At 55.1% G+C, this 21,728-nt stretch carries 16 protein-coding genes, 2 tRNA genes and 3 rRNA genes; 17 read left to right on the top strand and 4 right to left on the bottom strand.

The window, feature by feature from the left end; all coding sequences use genetic code 11:
- Positions 1–37: 37 nt before the first annotated feature.
- From tatA to tatD, 4 genes are read left to right on the top strand one after another with little or no spacing between them, the layout of a single operon-like run.
- A complete protein-coding gene (tatA, locus tag KB890_RS13220; RefSeq protein WP_002883425.1) occupies positions 38–289 on the top strand; it encodes a Sec-independent protein translocase subunit TatA in 252 nt (83 codons plus the stop codon).
- A gap of 3 nt (positions 290–292) precedes the next feature.
- Positions 293–829 carry a Sec-independent protein translocase protein TatB gene (gene tatB / locus KB890_RS13215; RefSeq protein WP_002883426.1) on the top strand — a complete coding sequence of 179 codons (537 nt, stop codon included), beginning with the start codon at positions 293–295 and terminating at the stop codon, positions 827–829.
- A 2-nt stretch (positions 830–831) separates the two neighbouring features.
- Positions 832–1,611: a Sec-independent protein translocase subunit TatC gene (gene tatC, locus KB890_RS13210; RefSeq protein ID WP_002883427.1), complete on the top strand. Its 780-nt coding sequence runs from the start codon at positions 832–834 to the stop codon at positions 1,609–1,611.
- Positions 1,612–1,643: 32 nt separating this feature from the next.
- Positions 1,644–2,447, top strand: a complete 804-nt coding sequence (gene tatD / locus KB890_RS13205) for a 3'-5' ssDNA/RNA exonuclease TatD (protein ID WP_004146458.1) — start codon at positions 1,644–1,646, stop codon at positions 2,445–2,447.
- Here the strand turns inward: tatD and rfaH are convergent.
- The gene (rfaH, locus tag KB890_RS13200; RefSeq protein ID WP_002883430.1) at positions 2,444–2,932 is read right to left on the bottom strand and encodes a transcription/translation regulatory transformer protein RfaH; all 489 of its coding nucleotides are present in this window, start codon (positions 2,930–2,932) and stop codon (positions 2,444–2,446) included. The two genes, tatD and rfaH, sit on opposite strands and share 4 nt — an antisense overlap.
- Before the next feature lie 178 nt (positions 2,933–3,110).
- Between rfaH and ubiD the strand changes: the two genes are divergently transcribed.
- Together ubiD and fre are read left to right on the top strand one after the other, a co-directional pair.
- Positions 3,111–4,586 (top strand): 4-hydroxy-3-polyprenylbenzoate decarboxylase, encoded by a 1,476-nt coding sequence (ubiD, locus tag KB890_RS13195; RefSeq protein ID WP_004146456.1) that lies wholly within the window; start codon positions 3,111–3,113, stop codon positions 4,584–4,586.
- A 49-nt stretch (positions 4,587–4,635) separates the two neighbouring features.
- Positions 4,636–5,337 (top strand): NAD(P)H-flavin reductase, encoded by a 702-nt coding sequence (gene fre, locus KB890_RS13190; protein WP_002883448.1) that lies wholly within the window; start codon positions 4,636–4,638, stop codon positions 5,335–5,337.
- Positions 5,338–5,443: 106 nt separating this feature from the next.
- On the opposite strand, the gene fadA is transcribed toward fre, so the two are convergent.
- On the bottom strand, positions 5,444–6,607 hold the full coding sequence (fadA, locus tag KB890_RS13185; protein WP_004150456.1) for an acetyl-CoA C-acyltransferase FadA: 1,164 nt from the start codon (positions 6,605–6,607) through the stop codon (positions 5,444–5,446).
- Between the two features lie 9 nt (positions 6,608–6,616).
- Positions 6,617–8,806 (bottom strand): fatty acid oxidation complex subunit alpha FadB, encoded by a 2,190-nt coding sequence (gene fadB, locus KB890_RS13180; protein ID WP_004181655.1) that lies wholly within the window; start codon positions 8,804–8,806, stop codon positions 6,617–6,619.
- 191 nt (positions 8,807–8,997) lie between these two features.
- On the opposite strand from fadB, the gene pepQ reads away from it, so the two are divergent.
- From pepQ to birA, 11 genes are all read left to right on the top strand, one after another.
- Entirely contained in the window at positions 8,998–10,329 is a 1,332-nt protein-coding gene (gene pepQ / locus KB890_RS13175) for a Xaa-Pro dipeptidase (protein ID WP_004181656.1), read from the top strand.
- Positions 10,329–10,943, top strand: coding sequence for an IMPACT family protein (locus tag KB890_RS13170; RefSeq protein ID WP_002883449.1), 615 nt, complete (start codon positions 10,329–10,331; stop codon positions 10,941–10,943). Before pepQ ends, KB890_RS13170 begins: the two co-directional genes overlap by 1 nt.
- A 38-nt stretch (positions 10,944–10,981) precedes the next feature.
- The gene (gene trkH, locus KB890_RS13165) at positions 10,982–12,433 is read left to right on the top strand and encodes a Trk system potassium transporter TrkH (RefSeq protein ID WP_002883450.1); all 1,452 of its coding nucleotides are present in this window, start codon (positions 10,982–10,984) and stop codon (positions 12,431–12,433) included.
- 11 nt (positions 12,434–12,444) lie between these two features.
- Positions 12,445–12,978, top strand: a complete 534-nt coding sequence (hemG, locus tag KB890_RS13160) for a menaquinone-dependent protoporphyrinogen IX dehydrogenase (RefSeq protein ID WP_002883453.1) — start codon at positions 12,445–12,447, stop codon at positions 12,976–12,978.
- Between the two features lie 387 nt (positions 12,979–13,365).
- Positions 13,366–14,905 (top strand): 16S ribosomal RNA (locus tag KB890_RS13155).
- 69 nt (positions 14,906–14,974) lie between these two features.
- A tRNA-Ile gene (locus KB890_RS13150) sits at positions 14,975–15,051 on the top strand.
- A 36-nt stretch (positions 15,052–15,087) separates the two neighbouring features.
- A tRNA-Ala gene (locus KB890_RS13145) sits at positions 15,088–15,163 on the top strand.
- Between the two features lie 177 nt (positions 15,164–15,340).
- Positions 15,341–18,242, top strand: a 23S ribosomal RNA gene (locus KB890_RS13140).
- A 96-nt stretch (positions 18,243–18,338) separates the two neighbouring features.
- A 5S ribosomal RNA gene (gene rrf / locus KB890_RS13135) occupies positions 18,339–18,454 on the top strand.
- The 16S, 23S and 5S rRNA genes sit together here with 2 tRNA genes alongside, the layout of an rRNA operon.
- Before the next feature lie 281 nt (positions 18,455–18,735).
- A complete protein-coding gene (gene murB / locus KB890_RS13130; protein ID WP_002883510.1) occupies positions 18,736–19,764 on the top strand; it encodes a UDP-N-acetylmuramate dehydrogenase in 1,029 nt (342 codons plus the stop codon).
- Positions 19,761–20,723 (top strand): bifunctional biotin--[acetyl-CoA-carboxylase] ligase/biotin operon repressor BirA, encoded by a 963-nt coding sequence (gene birA / locus KB890_RS13125; protein ID WP_002883521.1) that lies wholly within the window; start codon positions 19,761–19,763, stop codon positions 20,721–20,723. The genes murB and birA overlap by 4 nt, the downstream gene beginning before the upstream one ends.
- Before the next feature lie 25 nt (positions 20,724–20,748).
- Here the strand turns inward: birA and coaA are convergent, their stop codons facing one another.
- A complete protein-coding gene (gene coaA / locus KB890_RS13120) occupies positions 20,749–21,699 on the bottom strand; it encodes a type I pantothenate kinase (protein WP_002883524.1) in 951 nt (316 codons plus the stop codon).
- Between the last annotated feature and the right edge of the window lie 29 nt (positions 21,700–21,728).

Here is a 21,728-nt window from a genome sequence, read left to right as displayed (position 1 = left end):
GTCCACACAATTCATCATCTGTCATAGGGGAACGTGTATGGGTGGTATCAGTATTTGGCAGTTATTAATTGTTGTCGTCATCGTAGTTCTGCTTTTTGGGACGAAGAAGCTGAGCTCGCTGGGGTCTGACTTAGGGGCATCTATCAAAGGCTTTAAAAAAGCCATGAGTGATGATGATAAACCCGAAAAGTCGGCGCCAGACGCAGATTTCACGGCGAAAACCATCGCCGATAAACAGGATGATGCAAAAAAAGACGAGACAAAACGCCACGACAAAGAGCAGGTGTAACTCGTGTTCGATATTGGTTTTAGTGAACTACTGCTGGTGTTTGTGATTGGCCTCATTGTTCTGGGGCCACAGCGGCTTCCCGTAGCGGTTAAAACGGTAGTTGGCTGGATCCGTACGTTACGCTCGCTGGCGACCACGGTACAAAATGAGCTGGCCCAGGAGCTAAAACTGCAGGAGTTCCAGGAGAGCCTGAAGAAGGTGGAAAAGGCTAGCCTGAATAACCTGACGCCGGAGCTGAAAGCCTCGATGGATGAACTGCGCGAGGCCGCGGAGTCGATGAAGCGCTCCTATAGCGCCCACGATCCCGAAAAAGCCAGCGACGAAGCCAATACCATCCTTAATCCGGTGGTCAAAGGCAGCGAAGCGCAGCGCCAGGACGTCACGCCGGCGACGGCAGAACATCAAGCCAGCGCTCCGGCTCATGCGCCAGATCCCGTTGCCGACGAGCAATCTGCTTCACCGGCTGACCTTCAGGCAGAGAAAACGTCCGCTACGGCGGCAGTTCCCCATTCTTCCCCCGCATCGAGTGATAAACCGTAAACATGGGCGTAGACGATACACAACCGCTAATTTCGCATCTGATTGAGCTGCGCAAGCGTCTGCTCAACAGCATCATTGCTATTCTGGTGATCTTCCTGGCGCTGGTCTATTTCGCCAATGATATCTACCAGCTGGTCTCGGCCCCGCTTATCAGTAAGATGCCTGTGGGCGCGACGATGATCGCCACCGATGTCGCTTCACCTTTCTTTACGCCGATAAAGTTGACCTTCATGGTGTCGGTGATCCTGTCGGTGCCGATTATTCTTTACCAGGTATGGGCCTTCGTCGCGCCGGCGTTGTATAAGCACGAACGCCGGCTGGTGGTGCCTTTACTGGTATCCAGTACCCTGCTGTTCTATATCGGCATGGCTTTCGCCTATTTTGTCGTGTTTCCGCTGGCGTTCGGCTTCCTGACCCATGCGGCGCCGGAAGGGGTGCTGGTCTCGACCGATATTCGCAGCTATCTCGACTTCGTGATGGCGCTGTTTATGGCATTCGGGGTCTCCTTTGAGGTGCCGGTCGCCATTGTGTTGCTCTGCTGGATGGGCGTTACCACGCCGGAAGACTTGCGTAAAAAAAGGCCGTATGTGCTGGTGGGTGCCTTCGTGGTGGGCATGCTGCTGACGCCGCCGGACGTATTCTCGCAGACACTGCTGGCCATTCCGATGTACTGTCTGTTTGAAGTCGGGGTGTTCTTCGCCCGCTTCTACACCGGGAAGCGCCTGACGCGCGATGACGACGCCGCGGCCGAAGCTGAAGCCGCAGAGCACAGAGAAGAGTAATACCGCCAACCGCCCGTCAGGGCGGTTGGCATATGGGAGCGATCATGTTTGATATCGGCGTTAATCTGACCAGTTCGCAGTTTTCCCGCGATCATGATGAGGTAGTGGCGCGCGCCCTGGCGGCGGGGGTTAACGGCATGCTGCTGACCGGCACAAATTTGGCGGAGAGCCAGCAGGCGCAGAAACTGGCGAGCCGCTATTCCGGCTGCTGGTCCACGGCGGGGGTTCATCCCCATGACGGTAGCAGCTGGACGCCAGCGGTCGCCGAGGCGATTTATACCCTCGCCGGCGAGCCGCAGGTGGTGGCGATAGGCGAGTGCGGTCTGGATTTTAACCGGAATTTTTCCACGCCGCACGAGCAGGAGGTAGCGTTCAGCGCCCAGTTGGCGCTGGCCGCTGAGCTGTCGATGCCGGTGTTTTTGCACTGCCGCGACGCCCACGATCGGTTTCTGACGCTGCTTAAACCCTGGCTTGAGAAGATCCCGGGCGCGGTGCTGCACTGCTTTACCGGCAGCCGCAGCGAGGTGCAGGAATGCCTGGATCTGGGCCTGTTTATCGGTATTACCGGTTGGGTATGCGATGAGCGGCGGGGACTGGAGCTGCGCGAGCTGCTGCCGGCGATCCCGGCGGAACGTCTGCTGCTGGAGACCGATGCGCCTTATCTGCTGCCGCGCGACCTCAAGCCGAAACCGGCATCGCGGCGTAACGAGCCCGCGTATTTGCCGCATATCCTGGCCAGCGTCGCGGCCTGGCGCGGCGAGGAGGCGCAATGGCTGGAGGCGCAAACGGACGCAAACGTCAGGGCGCTGTTTGGCGTCGACATTAATGGCGTTTAGATTTTCTGGAAGTCGGTATTTTTAACGCTCTGCAGGACTTGCTTATTCAGCAGGTTTAACAGCAACATAGAGCGCGCTTCGCCGTCGGGCTCGGTGAAGATCGCCTCCAGGCCTTCAAACGCGCCGTCGGTGATTAGCACGCTATCGCCCTCATGCGGCGTTTCCGGGTCGGTAATCCCTTCCGGTTTGTAGATAGAAAGCTGATGGATGACCGCCGAGGGGACGATAGCGGGTAGGGCGCCAAAGCGCACGAAGTTGTTAACCCCGCGAGTGGCGCTGATGGTGGTGGTATGAATCACCTCTGGATCGAACTCAATAAACAGGTAGTTCGGGAACAACGGTTCGCTGACCATGGTGCGTTTACCGCGAATGATTTTTTCCAGCGCAATCGTCGGCATCAGGCAGTTAACTGACTGACGTTCCAGATGTTCCTGGGCTCGTTGTAGCTGCCCACGTTTGCAATACAGTAAGTACCAGGCTTGCATAATGACTCATTCCACTTCTAATAACGGCAAGCATAACAAATGGCTGGTGTAATCGCGAAAGCCATTATAATTGAAATCCAAATTTCAGCGTTCTTTCACGCTAATTTAACAAAATTACAGCATCGCGCCGTCGAACACCGTATAATTAGCCGCCTGTAGAGAGGTCAATAACACTTCCATGAAATATCACGATCTTCGCGACTTTCTGACACTCCTGGAACAACAGGGCGAACTAAAACGTATCACTCTGCCGGTCGATCCTCACCTGGAAATCACCGAAATTGCCGACCGGACTCTGCGCGCCGGCGGCCCGGCGCTGCTGTTTGAGAATCCGAAAGGCTACACCATGCCGGTGCTGTGCAATCTGTTCGGCACGCCGCGTCGCGTGGCGTTGGGGATGGGGCAGGAGGATGTCAGTTCGCTGCGCGAGGTGGGTAAACTGTTGGCCTTTCTGAAAGAACCTGAGCCGCCAAAAGGCTTCCGCGACCTGTTTGATAAGCTGCCGCAGTTCAAGCAAGTGCTGAATATGCCGACCAAACGCCTGCGCGGCGCCCCCTGTCAGCAAAAAATCATCCAGGGCGATGATGTCGATCTGAATAAAATCCCGATTATGACCTGCTGGCCGGAAGATGCCGCGCCGCTGATCACCTGGGGGTTGACGGTAACCCGCGGGCCGCACAAAGAGCGGCAGAACCTGGGAATTTATCGCCAGCAGCTGATCGGCAAAAACAAACTGATTATGCGCTGGCTGTCTCATCGCGGCGGCGCGCTGGATTTCCAGGAGTGGTGCGCGGCGCGTCCGGGCGAACGCTTCCCGGTTTCCGTGGCGCTTGGCGCCGATCCGGCAACCATTCTTGGCGCGGTGACGCCGGTGCCCGATACCCTGTCGGAATATGCTTTCGCAGGCCTGCTGCGCGGCACCAAGACCGAAGTGGTTAAGTGCGTTTCCAATGACCTTGAAGTGCCGGCCAGCGCGGAAATTGTGCTTGAAGGCTACATTGAGGCCGGTGAAATGGCGCCGGAAGGCCCGTATGGCGATCACACCGGTTACTACAATGAAGTGGACAGCTTCCCGGTATTTACGGTAACCCATATTACCCAGCGTGAAGACGCGATTTATCATTCTACCTATACCGGCCGACCGCCCGATGAGCCAGCGGTGCTGGGCGTGGCGCTGAATGAAGTCTTTGTGCCGATCCTGCAAAAGCAGTTCCCGGAAATCGTTGATTTCTATCTGCCGCCGGAAGGGTGCTCCTATCGCCTGGCGGTGGTGACCATGAAAAAACAGTACGCGGGACATGCCAAGCGCGTAATGATGGGCGTCTGGTCGTTCCTGCGCCAGTTTATGTACACCAAGTTCGTGATTGTCTGCGATGACGACGTCAACGCACGCGACTGGAACGATGTGATTTGGGCGATCACTACCCGTATGGACCCGGCTCGTGATACGGTACTGGTAGAGAATACGCCAATTGATTATCTGGATTTTGCCTCGCCGGTTTCCGGCCTGGGTTCAAAAATGGGGCTGGATGCCACCAATAAATGGCCTGGCGAAACCCAGCGTGAATGGGGTCGCCCAATCAAAAAAGATCCTGCCGTTACGGCGCGTATTGACGCCATCTGGGATGAACTGGCCATCTTTAAACAACAGTAAGCGGGGCTAACGCCGCTGTTTTGCTCTATTGACCCGACAGAGGGGACGCATGACAACCTTAAGCTGTAAAGTGACCTCGGTGGAGGCGATTACCGATACCGTATATCGTGTTCGATTAGTGCCGGAAGCGGCATTTTCCTTCCGTGCCGGCCAGTATCTGATGGTGGTAATGGATGAGCGCGACAAGCGCCCGTTCTCCATGGCTTCCACGCCGGCGGAACAGGAATTTATCGAGCTGCATATCGGCGCCTCGGAGCTCAATCTGTACGCGATGGCGGTCATGGATCGCATTCTGAAAGAGCGTGAAATTGAGGTTGATATTCCGCATGGCGAAGCGTGGCTGCGCGATGACGAAGATCGCCCGCTGATTCTGATCGCCGGCGGTACCGGATTCTCTTATGTGCGTTCTATTCTGTTAAGCGCGCTGGCGCGTAACCCGGATCGCGATATCGCCATTTATTGGGGCGGCCGCGAGGCTAAGCATCTGTACGATCTGGCCGAGCTGGAAGCGTTAAGCATCAAGCATCCGAATCTGCGCATCGAGCCGGTGGTCGAACAGCCGGAAGAAGGGTGGCGTGGTCGCTCCGGTACGGTACTCACCGCCGTGCTGCAGGATTACGGTACGCTGGCCGAGCATGACATCTACATTGCCGGTCGTTTTGAGATGGCCAAGATCGCTCGCGACCTGTTCTGTAATGAGCGCGGCGCGCGTGAAGATCGCCTGTTTGGCGATGCGTTTGCGTTTATCTGAAAATAAAAAACCCGCCCCTGACAGGCGGGAAGAACGGCAACTAAACCTGCTCTCTTCGCCATAGCCGCCAGGTTCTGGTGGCAATGGCGTTGAGATACCCTTTCGCTTAAACCCGCTCAAACACGGTAGCGATCCCTTGTCCCAGGCCGATACACATGGTGGCGAGGCCGAACTGAGCGTCTTTGCGCTCCATCTGGTTGATCAGCGTGGTGCTAATACGCGCCCCGGAACAGCCCAGCGGATGACCGAGCGCGATCGCCCCGCCGTTGAGGTTGATCTTCTCATCGATCTGCTCCATTAAGCCCAGATCTTTAATACACGGTAGGATCTGCGCGGCAAATGCTTCATTCATTTCAAAAACGTCGATATCGCTGGTGGATAAGCCCGCTTTTTTCAGCGCCAGCTTTGAGGCCGGAACCGGGCCATAACCCATAATGGACGGGTCGCAGCCGACCACCGCCATTGAACGGACGCGAGCGCGCGGCTTCAGCCCCAGCTCGCGAGCGCGGCTTTCGCTCATCAGCAGCATCGCCGCTGCGCCATCGGAAAGGGCGGAAGAGGTACCCGCCGTTACCGTACCGGTCACCGGGTCAAACGCCGGTTTAAGCGTGGACAGCGTCTCGACGGTGGTTTCCGGGCGGATCACCTCGTCATAGTTAAAGGACTTGAGTACGCCATCGGCATCGTGGCCGCCGGTGGGGATAATCTCCGCTTTGAATGCGCCGGACTGGGTTGCAGCCCAGGCACGAGCGTGAGAGCGCGCGGCGAACTGATCCTGCATCTCGCGGCTAATACCGTGCAGACGCGCCAGCATCTCCGCAGTCAGCCCCATCATTCCTGCCGCCTTTGCCACGTTGCGGCTGAGGCCCGGATGGAAATCGACGCCGTGGCTCATTGGCACATGGCCCATGTGCTCGACGCCGCCAATCAGGCAGACGCTGGCATCGCCGGTCATGATCATACGGGCCGCATCGTGCAGCGCCTGCATGGAAGAACCGCACAGACGGTTGACCGTATTTGCTGGTACCGAATGCGGGATCTCCGCCAGCAGCGCCGCGTTTCGGGCGATGTTAAAACCCTGCTCGAGGGTTTGCTGCACGCAACCCCAGTAGATATCGTCTATCGCGCTTGCCTCAAGCGACGGATTGCGCGACAGCAGGCTACGCATCAGGTGCGCGGAGAGGTCTTCCGCGCGCACGTGGCGAAATGCGCCGCCCTTCGAACGGCCCATCGGGGTGCGAATTGCATCGACAATGACAACCTGTTCCATTGTGACTCCTTAAGCCGTTTTCAGAGCGCCAACCGGACGGGCTGGCTCTACCTGGGGATAATACGCTTCGTTATGGCGCGCTTTGTCACGAAGACCGGCTGGCACTTCATACAGCGGGCCAAGGTGCTGGTATTGCTGTGCCATATCGAGATACTTCGCGCTGCCGATGGTGTCCAGCCAGCGGAATGCGCCGCCGTGGAACGGAGGGAAGCCCAGGCCGTATACCAGCGCCATATCCGCTTCCGCCGGGCTGGCGATAATGCCTTCTTCCAGGCAGCGGACGACTTCGTTAACCATCGGGATCATCATGCGGGCGATAATCTCTTCATCGCTGAAATCGCGCTTCGACTGGCTGACGTCGGCCAGCAGGCTGTCGACGGCAGCATCTTCTTCTTTCTTCGGCTTACCTTTGCTGTCGTCTTTATAGCGCCAGAAGCCGAGGCCGTTCTTCTGGCCGAAACGGTTGGCGTCAAACAGGGCGTCGATGGCGTCGCGATAATCTTTCTGCATCCGCTGCGGGAAGCCCGCCGCCATGACCGCCTGAGCATGGTGCGCGGTATCGATGCCGACCACGTCCAGTAGATAAGCCGGGCCCATCGGCCAGCCAAACTGTTTCTCCATCACTTTGTCGACTTTGCGGAAGTCCGCTCCGTCGCGCAGCAGCTGGCTGAAGCCGGCGAAGTAGGGGAACAGTACCCGGTTGACGAAGAAGCCGGGACAATCATTCACCACAATCGGCGTTTTGCCCATTTTGCTGGCCCAGGCCACCACTTTGGCAATGGTATTATCCGAGGTTTTTTCGCCGCGGATCACTTCAACCAGCGGCATGCGATGCACCGGGTTAAAGAAGTGCATACCGCAGAAGTTTTCCGGGCGCTGCAGAACGCTGGCCAGCTCGCTGATGGGGATCGTTGAGGTGTTGGACGCCAGCACGGTATCCGGGCGCACTTTTGCCTCGGTTTCCGCTAGTACGGCTTTCTTCACTTTCGGGTTTTCCACCACCGCTTCAACGACGACGTCCACGCGGTCAAAACCGCTGTATTCCAGGGTTGGCTGAATGGTGCTAATCACTCCGGCCAGCTTCAGACCGTCGATTTTGCCGCGTTCCAGCTGTTTATTCAGCAGTTTCGCCGCTTCGGTCATGCCCAGGGTCAGCGATTTGTCGCTGATGTCTTTCATCACCACCGGCACGCCCTTCCAGGCCGACTGGTAAGCGATACCGCCGCCCATAATGCCAGCGCCCAGGACGGCAGCATGCTTCGGCGTCTCGACATCTTTGGTCAGCTTTTTCGCTTTCGCTTTGACGTACTGGTCGTTCAGGAAGATACCAACCAGCGCGCGGGCCTCATTGGTATGGGCCAGCGGGACAAAGCTTTTATTTTCCAGCACCAGGGCTTCTTCACGACCAAGACGCGCGGCGGCTTCAATGGTTTTGACCGCGGTGATCGGCGCCGGGTAATGCTTCCCGGCGGTTTGCGCGACCATGCCTTTGGCAATCGTGAAGCTCATGGCGGCTTCAATTTTGCTGAGCTTCAGCGGCTCCAGCTTCGGCTGACGTTTCGCTTTCCAGTCCAGGTCGCCATTCATGGCCTGACGTAGGATCGCCAGCGCGCCGTCGCGTAGTTTTTCCGCAGCGACCACGCCATCCACCAGGCCGATTTTCAGTGCTTGATCGGCGCCGACGTCTTTCCCGGCGGCAATAATTTCCAGCGCGCTATCGGCGCCGAGCAGGCGCGGCAGACGCACGGAACCGCCGAAGCCCGGCATAATGCCGAGCTTGGTTTCCGGCAGCCCAATGCGCAGATCCGGCGTGGCGAGGCGATAGTCGGTCGCCAGCACGCATTCGCAGCCGCCGCCCAGCGCATAGCCATTGACGGCAGAGATAGTGGGGACGGGGAGATCTTCCAGACGATTGAAGACGCTGTTAGCAAAATGCAGCCACTGGCTTAACTGCTCCTCAGGGACCAGGAACAGCGAGAGGAATTCGGTGATATCCGCGCCGACGATAAATGCCGCTTTTTCAGAGCGCAGCAGCAGACCTTTGAGATCGCTTTGTTTTTCCAGTACGTCCAGCGCATGACCGAGGCTGGCTACGGTTGCGGTATCAAGCTTGTTGACCGAACCTGGGGCATCGAACACCAGTTCGGCGATGCCATCTTCCAGCCAGTCGAGGTACAGGGTGTCGCCTTTGTAGAGCATGTCAGTCTCCTGAATCCAGCAATATGATCTGGTCATACCAGATGAAACGGAGTGTGGAATTTATGTTAAAGAATTGCAAATTACTCTTTAAATAATTGCTGGTCGGATCACATCCGGCGGAAATCACCCGCACGCAGGTCGATGTGCTAAGATGCGGTGTATCACGATCCCATAAAAGCAAAGGATAAAAGATGGAATCCCTGGCCGCGCTCTATAAAAATCATATTGTTACCCTACAAGAACGTACCCGCGACGTCCTGGCCCGTTTTCAAATGGATGCTCTGCTGATTCACTCCGGCGAGCTGGTTAACGTCTTCCTTGATGACCATCCGTACCCGTTCAAGGTCAATCCGCAGTTCAAAGCCTGGGTGCCTGTGACTCAGGTGCCTAACTGCTGGCTGCTGGTGGACGGTGTGAATAAACCGAAGCTGTGGTTCTATCTGCCGGTAGATTACTGGCATAACGTTGAGCCGTTGCCGACCTCTTTCTGGACCGAAGAGATAGACGTGATCGCGCTACCGAAGGCCGATGGCATCGGCAGCCAGCTGCCTGCCGCTCGCGGTAATATTGGCTATATCGGCCCGGTGCCTGAGCGCGCGCTGGGCCTGGGTATCGCCGCGGATAAGATCAACCCGAAAGGGGTTATCGACTACCTGCATTACTACCGGGCTTACAAAACCGATTACGAGCTGGCCTGCATGCGTGAAGCGCAGAAGTCGGCGGTGAATGGTCATCGTGCGGCCTACGAAGCTTTCCAGTCGGGAATGAGCGAATTCGATATCAACCAGGCCTATCTCACCGCCACCGGCCATCGTGATACCGACGTGCCTTACAGCAATATTGTCGCGCTGAATGAGCATGCCTCCGTCCTGCACTACACCAAACTGGACCATCGTGCCCCGGCGGAGATGCGCAGTTTCCTGCTCGACGCCGGTGCGGAATATAACGGCTATGCCGCAGATCTGACGCGCACCTGGGCGGCGCACGGCGATAACGACTTTGCCCATCTGATCAAAGACGTTAACGATGAGCAGCTGGCGCTGATTAGTACCATGAAGGCCGGTACCAGTTACATTGATTACCATATCCAGTTCCATCAGCGTATCGCGAAGCTGTTGCGTAAACACCAGTTGGTTACCGACATGAGCGAAGAGGCGATGGTGGAGAATGACCTGACCGGGCCGTTTATGCCGCACGGGATTGGCCATCCGCTGGGTCTGCAGGTGCATGATGTCGCTGGCTTTATGCAGGATGACACCGGTACGCATCTGGCGGCGCCGTCGAAATACCCGTATCTGCGCTGCACCCGTATTATCGAGCCGCGGATGGTGTTAACTATTGAACCCGGCATCTACTTCATCGAGTCGTTACTGGCACCGTGGCGTGAAGGCCCGTTCAGCAAGCACTTTAACTGGCAAAAAATTGACGCCATGAAGCCGTTCGGTGGGATCCGTATCGAAGATAACGTGGTGATTCACGAAAACAGTATCGAAAATATGACGCGCGATCTGAAGCTGGCCTGATGGAGAGCTGGTTAATCCCGGCGGCGCCGGTTACCGTCGTTGAGGAGATTAAAAAAAGCCGTTTTATCACGCTGTTGGCGCATACCGACGGCGTGGCGGCGGCAAAAGCTTTTGTCGAGTCCGTCAGAGCGGATCACCCTGATGCCCGCCACCACTGCGTGGCGTGGGTCGCGGGGCCGCCTGATGATTCGCAACAGCTGGGGTTTTCAGACGATGGCGAACCGGCGGGAACGGCGGGTAAACCGATGCTGGCGCAGCTGATGGGAAGCGGCGTCGGCGAGATAACCGCTGTCGTCGTGCGTTACTACGGTGGTATCCTGCTGGGCACCGGCGGTCTGGTTAAGGCCTATGGCGGCGGGGTGCATCAGGCGCTGGCGCAGCTGACGACGCTGCGCAAGACGCCGTTAACGGCATATACTTTGCAGTGTGAGTATGGGCAACTGGCCGGCGTTGAAGCGCTGCTCGCCCAATTCTCCGGGAACGTCGTTGAAAGCGAATATCTGGCGTCAGTTCGGCTGCGCGTGGCGCTTCCCCAGGCCGAAGTGGCGGCTTTTTCAGCAAGACTGGCTGATTTTAGTCGTGGTTCATTGCAATTACTGAAGATTAACGAATAATCCCCTCTGTTTTTTGCCTATCAAAGGAAGCGCCAGAGATGCATTTTCGCGCCATAACCCGAATCGTTGGACTGCTGGTCATCTTGTTTTCGGGGACGATGATCGTCCCGGGATTAGTGGCCCTGATATATCGCGATGGCGCGGGACGGGCCTTCACTCAAACCTTCTTTGTCGCTCTGGCGATCGGCTCCATGCTGTGGTGGCCGAATCGTAAGCAAAAAGGCGAACTGAAATCTCGTGAAGGGTTTCTGATCGTGGTGCTGTTCTGGACCGTGCTGGGGAGCGTGGGGGCCTTGCCCTTTATCTTCTCCGAACAGCCGAACCTGACGGTGACGGATGCCTTCTTCGAGTCATTTTCCGGCCTGACGACGACCGGGGCGACCACTCTGGTGGGGCTGGACTCGCTTCCGCACGCTATCCTCTTTTATCGCCAGATGCTGCAGTGGTTCGGCGGCATGGGGATCATTGTGCTGGCGGTAGCGATTCTGCCTATCCTCGGCGTCGGGGGGATGCAGCTCTACCGCGCGGAAATGCCCGGCCCGCTGAAGGATAACAAGATGCGTCCGCGTATTGCCGAGACGGCGAAGACATTGTGGCTCATCTATGTGTTACTCACGATCGCCTGCGCATTGGCGCTCTGGTTTGCCGGTATGCCGGCGTTCGATGCGATCGGGCACAGTTTCGCCACCATCGCCATCGGCGGTTTCTCGACTCACGATGCCAGCGTCGGCTATTTCAACAGCCCGATGATCAACTCCATCATTGCCATCTTCCTGCTGATCTCCGGCTGTAATTACGGTCTGCATTTTTCGTTGTTGAGCGGACGCAGCCTTAAGGTGTACTGGCGCGACCCCGAATTTAGGATGTTCATTGGCGTCCAGTTGACGCTGGTCATCGTCTGTACGCTGGTGCTATGGCTTCATAACGTGTACGGCTCGGTGTTGACGACGCTGAACCAGGCGTTTTTCCAGGTGGTGTCGATGGCGACCACCGCGGGGTTCACCACCGATAGCATTGCACGCTGGCCGCTGTTCCTTCCGGTGCTGTTGCTGTGCTCCGCATTTATCGGCGGCTGCGCTGGCTCCACGGGCGGTGGATTAAAAGTGATCCGTATCCTGTTGCTGTTCAAGCAGGGCAACCGTGAGCTGAAGCGGCTGGTGCACCCGAATGCGGTGTATAGCATTAAATTAGGTAACCGCGCGCTGCCGGAACGTATTCTGGAAGCGGTATGGGGATTCTTCTCCGCCTATGCGCTGGTCTTTATCATTAGTATGCTGGCGATTATCGCCACCGGGGTGGATGACTTCTCTGCTTTCGCCTCCGTGGTGGCGACATTGAACAACCTCGGGCCTGGGCTCGGCGTCGTCGCGGATAACTTTGCCACCATGAACCCGGTCGCGAAATGGATCCTGATTGCTAATATGCTGTTTGGTCGTCTGGAAGTGTTCACCTTGCTGGTGCTCTTTACCCCCACTTTCTGGCGCGAATAACAGGAGTGCTCGTGAAAACTTTAATTCTCTTCTCCACCCGCGACGGGCAGACCCGTGAAATCGCTTCGTTTCTCGCCTCTGAGCTTAAAGAGCTGGGCATCGATGCGGACACCCTGAACCTGAACCGTACCGATGTCGTCGAATGGCATCACTACGATCGGGTGGTCATTGGCGCGTCGATTCGCTACGGGCACTTTCATCCGGCGGTGGACCGCTTTGTGAAAAAGCATCTGGCAGCATTGCAGGCGCTGCCGGGGGCATTCTTTTCGGTTAACCTGGTGGCGCGTAAACCTGAGAAGCGCACGCCGCAGACCAACAGCTATACGCGTAAGTTTCTGCTGAACTCGCCGTGGCAGCCGCAGAGCTGCGCGGTATTTGCCGGCGCGCTGCGCTACCCGCGCTACAGCTGGTACGATCGGTTTATGATCCGCCTGATTATGAAAATGACCGGGGGTGAAACGGATACCCGCAAAGAAGTGGTCTATACCGACTGGCAACAGGTATCCCGGTTTGCTCGGGAAATCGCACAAATGGCGCGCAAATAGCGCGTAAAACTCGCGTTGTGATGGAAAATCGAGCGAACGAAAAGTTTTTTTGCATTTCCCCTTGTCACCTCAGAATTACTCCCTATAATGCGCCTCCACTGACACGGAACAACGGCAAACAAGCCGCCGGGTCAGCGGGGTTCCGGTGAGAACCTCGCAGAGAAAAGCAAAAATAAATGCTTGACTCTGCAGCGGGAAAGCGTAATATGCACACCCCGCGCCGCAGCGAAAACGAAGCGGCACTGCTCTTTAACAATTTATCAGACAATCTGTGTGGGCACTCAAAGTGACATGGATTCTTAACGTCCTCGGACGAAAAATGAATACCAAGTCTCAAGAGTGAACACGTAATTCATTACGAAGTTTAATTCTTTGAGCATCAAACTTAAATTGAAGAGTTTGATCATGGCTCAGATTGAACGCTGGCGGCAGGCCTAACACATGCAAGTCGAGCGGTAGCACAGAGAGCTTGCTCTCGGGTGACGAGCGGCGGACGGGTGAGTAATGTCTGGGAAACTGCCTGATGGAGGGGGATAACTACTGGAAACGGTAGCTAATACCGCATAATGTCGCAAGACCAAAGTGGGGGACCTTCGGGCCTCATGCCATCAGATGTGCCCAGATGGGATTAGCTAGTAGGTGGGGTAACGGCTCACCTAGGCGACGATCCCTAGCTGGTCTGAGAGGATGACCAGCCACACTGGAACTGAGACACGGTCCAGACTCCTACGGGAGGCAGCAGTGGGGAATATTGCACAATGGGCGCAAGCCTGATGCAGCCATGCCGCGTGTGTGAAGAAGGCCTTCGGGTTGTAAAGCACTTTCAGCGGGGAGGAAGGCGTTAAGGTTAATAACCTTGGCGATTGACGTTACCCGCAGAAGAAGCACCGGCTAACTCCGTGCCAGCAGCCGCGGTAATACGGAGGGTGCAAGCGTTAATCGGAATTACTGGGCGTAAAGCGCACGCAGGCGGTCTGTCAAGTCGGATGTGAAATCCCCGGGCTCAACCTGGGAACTGCATTCGAAACTGGCAGGCTAGAGTCTTGTAGAGGGGGGTAGAATTCCAGGTGTAGCGGTGAAATGCGTAGAGATCTGGAGGAATACCGGTGGCGAAGGCGGCCCCCTGGACAAAGACTGACGCTCAGGTGCGAAAGCGTGGGGAGCAAACAGGATTAGATACCCTGGTAGTCCACGCCGTAAACGATGTCGATTTGGAGGTTGTGCCCTTGAGGCGTGGCTTCCGGAGCTAACGCGTTAAATCGACCGCCTGGGGAGTACGGCCGCAAGGTTAAAACTCAAATGAATTGACGGGGGCCCGCACAAGCGGTGGAGCATGTGGTTTAATTCGATGCAACGCGAAGAACCTTACCTGGTCTTGACATCCACAGAACTTTCCAGAGATGGATTGGTGCCTTCGGGAACTGTGAGACAGGTGCTGCATGGCTGTCGTCAGCTCGTGTTGTGAAATGTTGGGTTAAGTCCCGCAACGAGCGCAACCCTTATCCTTTGTTGCCAGCGGTTAGGCCGGGAACTCAAAGGAGACTGCCAGTGATAAACTGGAGGAAGGTGGGGATGACGTCAAGTCATCATGGCCCTTACGACCAGGGCTACACACGTGCTACAATGGCATATACAAAGAGAAGCGACCTCGCGAGAGCAAGCGGACCTCATAAAGTATGTCGTAGTCCGGATTGGAGTCTGCAACTCGACTCCATGAAGTCGGAATCGCTAGTAATCGTAGATCAGAATGCTACGGTGAATACGTTCCCGGGCCTTGTACACACCGCCCGTCACACCATGGGAGTGGGTTGCAAAAGAAGTAGGTAGCTTAACCTTCGGGAGGGCGCTTACCACTTTGTGATTCATGACTGGGGTGAAGTCGTAACAAGGTAACCGTAGGGGAACCTGCGGTTGGATCACCTCCTTACCTTAAAGAACCTGCCTTTGCAGTGCTCACACAGATTGTCTGATGAAAAACAGCAGTAAAAACCTCTACAGGCTTGTAGCTCAGGTGGTTAGAGCGCACCCCTGATAAGGGTGAGGTCGGTGGTTCAAGTCCACTCAGGCCTACCAAATTTGCGAAGCAAATTTGAAGAGGTTGCAAACGATGGGGCTATAGCTCAGCTGGGAGAGCGCCTGCTTTGCACGCAGGAGGTCTGCGGTTCGATCCCGCATAGCTCCACCATCTTTACTGCGAACACAAGAAAACTTCAGAGTGAACCTGAAAAGGTGCACTGCGAAGTTTTGCTCTTTAAAAATCTGGATCAAGCTGAAAATTGAAACGACACACAGTTAATGTGTGTTCGAGTCTCTCAAATTTTCGCGACACGATGATGTTTTACGAAACATCTTCGGGTTGTGAGGTTAAGCGACTAAGCGTACACGGTGGATGCCCTGGCAGTCAGAGGCGATGAAGGACGTGCTAATCTGCGAAAAGCGTCGGTAAGGTGATATGAACCGTTATAACCGGCGATGTCCGAATGGGGAAACCCAGTGCAATTCGTTGCACTATCGTTAACTGAATACATAGGTTAACGAGGCGAACCGGGGGAACTGAAACATCTAAGTACCCCGAGGAAAAGAAATCAACCGAGATTCCCCCAGTAGCGGCGAGCGAACGGGGAGCAGCCCAGAGTCTGAATCAGCTTGTGTGTTAGTGGAACGGTCTGGAAAGTCCGACGGTACAGGGTGATAGTCCCGTACACCAAAATGCACAGGTTGTGAACTCGAAGAGTAGGGCGGGACACGTGGTATCCTGTCTGAATATGGGGGGACCATCCTCCAAGGCTAAATACTCCTGACTGACCGATAGTGAACCAGTACCGTGAGGGAAAGGCGAAAAGAACCCCGGCGAGGGGAGTGAAAAAGAACCTGAAACCGTGTACGTACAAGCAGTGGGAGCACCTTCGGGTGTGACTGCGTACCTTTTGTATAATGGGTCAGCGACTTATATTCTGTAGCAAGGTTAACCGTATAGGGGAGCCGCAGGGAAACCGAGTCTTAACTGGGCGTTAAGTTGCAGGGTATAGACCCGAAACCCGGTGATCTAGCCATGGGCAGGTTGAAGGTTGGGTAACACTAACTGGAGGACCGAACCGACTAATGTTGAAAAATTAGCGGATGACTTGTGGCTGGGGGTGAAAGGCCAATCAAACCGGGAGATAGCTGGTTCTCCCCGAAAGCTATTTAGGTAGCGCCTCGTGAATTCATCTTCGGGGGTAGAGCACTGTTTCGGCTAGGGGGTCATCCCGACTTACCAACCCGATGCAAACTACGAATACCGAAGAATGTTATCACGGGAGACACACGGCGGGTGCTAACGTCCGTCGTGAAGAGGGAAACAACCCAGACCGCCAGCTAAGGTCCCAAAGTCATGGTTAAGTGGGAAACGATGTGGGAAGGCACAGACAGCCAGGATGTTGGCTTAGAAGCAGCCATCATTTAAAGAAAGCGTAATAGCTCACTGGTCGAGTCGGCCTGCGCGGAAGATGTAACGGGGCTAAACCATGCACCGAAGCTGCGGCAGCGACACTATGTGTTGTTGGGTAGGGGAGCGTTCTGTAAGCCTGCGAAGGTGTGCTGTGAGGCATGCTGGAGGTATCAGAAGTGCGAATGCTGACATAAGTAACGATAAAGCGGGTGAAAAGCCCGCTCGCCGGAAGACCAAGGGTTCCTGTCCAACGTTAATCGGGGCAGGGTGAGTCGACCCCTAAGGCGAGGCCGAAAGGCGTAGTCGATGGGAAACAGGTTAATATTCCTGTACTTGGTGTTACTGCGAAGGGGGGACGGAGAAGGCTATGTTAGCCGGGCGACGGTTGTCCCGGTTTAAGCATGTAGGCTGATTATCCAGGCAAATCCGGATAATCAAGGCTGAGGTGTGATGACGAGGCACTACGGTGCTGAAGTAACAAATGCCCTGCTTCCAGGAAAAGCCTCTAAGCATCAGGTAACATCAAATCGTACCCCAAACCGACACAGGTGGTCAGGTAGAGAATACCAAGGCGCTTGAGAGAACTCGGGTGAAGGAACTAGGCAAAATGGTGCCGTAACTTCGGGAGAAGGCACGCTGGTGTGTAGGTGAAGCCCCTGCGGGTGGAGCTGAGACCAGTCGAAGATACCAGCTGGCTGCAACTGTTTATTAAAAACACAGCACTGTGCAAACACGAAAGTGGACGTATACGGTGTGACGCCTGCCCGGTGCCGGAAGGTTAATTGATGGGGTTATCCGTAAGGAGAAGCTCTTGATCGAAGCCCCGGTAAACGGCGGCCGTAACTATAACGGTCCTAAGGTAGCGAAATTCCTTGTCGGGTAAGTTCCGACCTGCACGAATGGCGTAATGATGGCCAGGCTGTCTCCACCCGAGACTCAGTGAAATTGAACTCGCTGTGAAGATGCAGTGTACCCGCGGCAAGACGGAAAGACCCCGTGAACCTTTACTATAGCTTGACACTGAACATTGAGCCTTGATGTGTAGGATAGGTGGGAGGCTTTGAAGCGTGGACGCCAGTCTGCGTGGAGCCAACCTTGAAATACCACCCTTTAATGTTTGATGTTCTAACGTTGGCCCCTTACCGGGGTTGCGGACAGTGTCTGGTGGGTAGTTTGACTGGGGCGGTCTCCTCCCAAAGCGTAACGGAGGAGCACGAAGGTTAGCTAATCCTGGTCGGACATCAGGAGGTTAGTGCAATGGCATAAGCTAGCTTGACTGCGAGCGTGACGGCGCGAGCAGGTGCGAAAGCAGGTCATAGTGATCCGGTGGTTCTGAATGGAAGGGCCATCGCTCAACGGATAAAAGGTACTCCGGGGATAACAGGCTGATACCGCCCAAGAGTTCATATCGACGGCGGTGTTTGGCACCTCGATGTCGGCTCATCACATCCTGGGGCTGAAGTAGGTCCCAAGGGTATGGCTGTTCGCCATTTAAAGTGGTACGCGAGCTGGGTTTAGAACGTCGTGAGACAGTTCGGTCCCTATCTGCCGTGGGCGCTGGAGAATTGAGGGGGGCTGCTCCTAGTACGAGAGGACCGGAGTGGACGCATCACTGGTGTTCGGGTTGTCATGCCAATGGCACTGCCCGGTAGCTAAATGCGGAAGAGATAAGTGCTGAAAGCATCTAAGCACGAAACTTGCCCCGAGATGAGTTCTCCCTGAGACTTTAAGTCTCCTGAAGGAACGTTGAAGACGACGACGTTGATAGGCCGGGTGTGTAAGCGCAGCGATGCGTTGAGCTAACCGGTACTAATGAACCGTGAGGCTTAACCTTACAACGCCGAAGATGTTTTGGCGGATTGAGAAGATTTTCAGCTCTGATACAGATTAATCGATACGTTGGTGAGACGTGTTGATAAAACAGAATTTGCCTGGCGGCACTAGCGCGGTGGTCCCACCTGACCCCATGCCGAACTCAGAAGTGAAACGCCGTAGCGCCGATGGTAGTGTGGGGTCTCCCCATGTGAGAGTAGGGAACTGCCAGGCATCAAATAAAGCAGAAAGCCCGGTCAAAAGACCGGGCTTTTTGTTTTTGCGTTTAAAAAGAACCCCGTCCCGAAAGGTGCGGGTTTTTTTGCTGTGTGGGGTATATCTCCCCCGGTGGCGCTGCGCTTACCGGGGCTACGGGCCTGTCGCGTTCTGTAGCCCGCACCGGTACACCACATCACCACCGGTAACGCCCCGCAATATCATTGCCCCTGTAATCAGACAAGCCTTCCCCCGCCAGATACGATAAACTAACGCCGATTTTGCATCAGGAAGCCACTATGAACCACTCCCTCAAACCCTGGAATACCTTTGGCATTGAACGCTTCGCCAAGACGATAGTACGCGCCGAAACTGAGCAACAGTTGCTAAGCGCCTGGCAAACCGCTGCCGCGGCAGGCGAACCCACGCTGATCCTTGGGGAAGGCAGTAATGTCCTGTTTCTGAACGACTATGCCGGTACGGTGATCCTCAACCGGATTATGGGGATCGAGGTGAGCGAAACGCCGGAAGCCTGGCGCTTGCACGTCGGCGCCGGCGAAAACTGGCATCAACTGGTGCAGTTCACGCTACAGCATGCGATGCCAGGTCTGGAAAATCTGGCGTTAATCCCTGGCTGCGCAGGATCTTCGCCGATCCAGAATATTGGCGCCTACGGCGTTGAGCTACAGCGGGTTTGCGAATATGTTGACTGCATTGAGCTGGAAACCGGGCGTAAGCAACGTCTTTCAGCCGCGGAATGCCGTTTTGGCTATCGCGACAGTATCTTCAAACATGAATATCAGGACCGCTATGCCATCGTTGCGATTGGCTTATCGTTAGCGAAAACATGGCAGCCTGTACTGAGTTACGGTGATTTAACGCGTCTCGATCCGCAGACCGTCACGCCGCAGCAGGTATTTGATGCGGTCTGTCATATGCGAATGACTAAATTGCCGGATCCAAAGATTAACGGTAATGCCGGCAGCTTTTTTAAGAACCCGATCGTCAGCGCTCAGGTTGCGGAAGCGCTGCTGGCGCAGTTCCCTCATGCACCGCACTATCCGCAGGCAAATGGCAGCGTCAAGCTGGCCGCTGGCTGGCTAATCGATCAATGTGAGCTCAAAGGACAACGCATCGGCGGCGCTGCCGTCCATCGGCAGCAGGCGCTGGTACTGATTAATGAAGATCGAGCGACCAGCGAGGATGTGGTGAAACTTGCTCATTATGTTCGCCAGCGGGTGGGTGCGAAATTCGATGTATGGCTTCAGCCCGAGGTGCGCTTCATTGGCACGCATGGTGAAGTCAACGCAGAGGAGAGCATTGCGTGAAAGACCATACTATCCCTTTAACGCTAATTTCTATCCTTGCTGATGGCGAGTTTCACTCTGGCGAACAGCTTGGTGAGCAGTTAGGCATGAGCCGGGCGGCGATTAATAAGCACATCCAGACCTTACGTGACTGGGGCGTCGATGTGTTTACTGTGCCGGGCAAGGGTTACAGCCTGCCGGAGCCTATTCATCTATTAGATGAGAAAAAGATTTCTCAAGAGATAGACCATGGCCGAGTGACGGTCCTTCCCGTCATCGACTCTACTAACCAGTATTTGCTGGACAGGCTTGATGAGCTGACGTCCGGAGATGCCTGTGTGGCTGAATATCAGCAAGCAGGGCGAGGCCGGCGAGGCAGAAAATGGTTTTCGCCCTTTGGCGCGAATCTCTATCTCTCGATGTACTGGCGTCTGGAGCAGGGCCCGGCAGCGGCTATTGGTCTAAGCCTGGTAATCGGTATTGTGATCGCTGAAGTTCTGCAGCAGCTCGGGGCCGAACAGGTTCGCGTGAAATGGCCAAACGATATTTACCTGCAGGATCGTAAGCTGTCAGGGATCCTCGTGGAACTGACGGGGAAAACGGGCGATGCCGCACAAATCGTCAGCGGCGCGGGTATCAACCTTGTGATGCGTCGCGTGGAGTCTGATGTCGTCAATCAGGGATGGATCAGCCTTCAGGAAGCGGGGGTGGTCATCGACCGTAACCTCCTCGCCGCGCGCCTGATTAAAGAGCTGCGCCTGGGACTGGAGCTGTTCGAGCAGGAAGGATTGGCTCCCTATCTACCGCGCTGGGAAAAACTGGATAACTTTATTCATCGCCCGGTGAAACTGATTATCGGTGATAAAGAAATTTACGGCATTTCGCGTGGCATTGACGCCCAGGGCGCACTATTGCTGGAGCAGGATGGTGTAATAAAAGCCTGGGTGGGTGGTGAAATATCATTGCGCAGTGCAGAATAAAAAAGGGAGCTTCGGCTCCCTTATTTTATTTACGTAAGCGTACCTGATTCACTGAGTGATTGGCGCTCTTAGTCATGATCAGGCTGGCGCGCTCGCGAGTTGGAAGGATATTTTCTTTAAGATTCATTAGGTTGATTTCATTCCATAGCGAAGTGGCAATATCTACCGCTTCTTCCTTCGAGAGCTTAGCGTAATTATGGAAATAGGAATCCGGATCGGTAAACGCCCCTTCCCGGAATTTAAGAAAGCGGTTGATATACCAGCTTTTCAATAATTCTTCCGGGGCATCGACATAAATAGAAAAGTCGACAAAATCGGAAACGAATACATGATGGGGATCGTGCGGATAATCCATTCCACTTTGCAGAACATTCAGCCCTTCAAGAATTAAAATATCCGGTTGCGCGACGGTTTTGTCACCGTTGGGAATAACATCATAAATCAGATGGGAATAAACCGGCGCGGTTGCCTGCGGTACCCCTGATTTGAGATCGGAGACAAACTTCACCAGGCGATGCATATCATAGGACTGCGGAAAGCCTTTTTTCTTCATTAACCCACGTTCTTTTAAAACCGAGTTAGGGTGCAAAAAACCGTCGGTGGTAATGAGTTCGACATGGCGATGCTCCGGCCAACGACTAAGCAAAGCTTGCAGAACGCGGGCGGTGGTGCTTTTTCCTACCGCAACGCTGCCAGCGATACTGATAATATAGGGAATTCGCTGACCATTGGTGCCAAGAAATTGTTCGAGAACAGCCTGGCGACGCAGGTTAGAACTGATATAGAAGTTGAGCAAACGCGACAGCGGCAAATAGATCTCGGCAACCTCTTCCAGAGAGAGATCTTCGTTGATGCCTTTTAACCGCGTGATTTCTTCCTCGGTTAACGTCATCGGGACAGAATCACGAAGTGCAGCCCATTGGTGGCGGTTAAATTGTAGGTACGGTGTCATTAACGTCTGCTCTTTTTGGCTCATAAGCATGTTCTTACTATCACCGAATACCT

It is taken from the genome of Klebsiella sp. P1954 (assembly GCF_018199955.1).
Lineage (GTDB): Bacteria > Pseudomonadota > Gammaproteobacteria > Enterobacterales > Enterobacteriaceae > Klebsiella > Klebsiella pneumoniae.
The sequence above is the reverse complement of the archived record's forward strand: the minus strand, read 5'-3'. Positions and strand labels throughout refer to the sequence as shown.

Excerpts from the sequence above, each read along its gene's own strand:
- tatA (WP_002883425.1), top strand. The coding sequence starts at position 38 with ATGGGTGGTATCAGTATTTGGCAGTTATTAATTGTTGTCGTCATCGTA.
- tatC (WP_002883427.1), top strand. The coding sequence starts at position 832 with ATGGGCGTAGACGATACACAACCGCTAATTTCGCATCTGATTGAGCTG.
- tatD (WP_004146458.1), top strand. The coding sequence starts at position 1,644 with ATGGGAGCGATCATGTTTGATATCGGCGTTAATCTGACCAGTTCGCAG.
- rfaH (WP_002883430.1), bottom strand. The coding sequence starts at position 2,932 with ATGCAAGCCTGGTACTTACTGTATTGCAAACGTGGGCAGCTACAACGA.
- ubiD (WP_004146456.1), top strand. The coding sequence starts at position 3,111 with ATGAAATATCACGATCTTCGCGACTTTCTGACACTCCTGGAACAACAG.
- fre (WP_002883448.1), top strand. The coding sequence starts at position 4,636 with ATGACAACCTTAAGCTGTAAAGTGACCTCGGTGGAGGCGATTACCGAT.
- fadA (WP_004150456.1), bottom strand. The coding sequence starts at position 6,607 with ATGGAACAGGTTGTCATTGTCGATGCAATTCGCACCCCGATGGGCCGT.
- fadB (WP_004181655.1), bottom strand. The coding sequence starts at position 8,806 with ATGCTCTACAAAGGCGACACCCTGTACCTCGACTGGCTGGAAGATGGC.
- pepQ (WP_004181656.1), top strand. The coding sequence starts at position 8,998 with ATGGAATCCCTGGCCGCGCTCTATAAAAATCATATTGTTACCCTACAA.
- KB890_RS13170 (WP_002883449.1), top strand. The coding sequence starts at position 10,329 with ATGGAGAGCTGGTTAATCCCGGCGGCGCCGGTTACCGTCGTTGAGGAG.
- trkH (WP_002883450.1), top strand. The coding sequence starts at position 10,982 with ATGCATTTTCGCGCCATAACCCGAATCGTTGGACTGCTGGTCATCTTG.
- murB (WP_002883510.1), top strand. The coding sequence starts at position 18,736 with ATGAACCACTCCCTCAAACCCTGGAATACCTTTGGCATTGAACGCTTC.
- coaA (WP_002883524.1), bottom strand. The coding sequence starts at position 21,699 with ATGAGCCAAAAAGAGCAGACGTTAATGACACCGTACCTACAATTTAAC.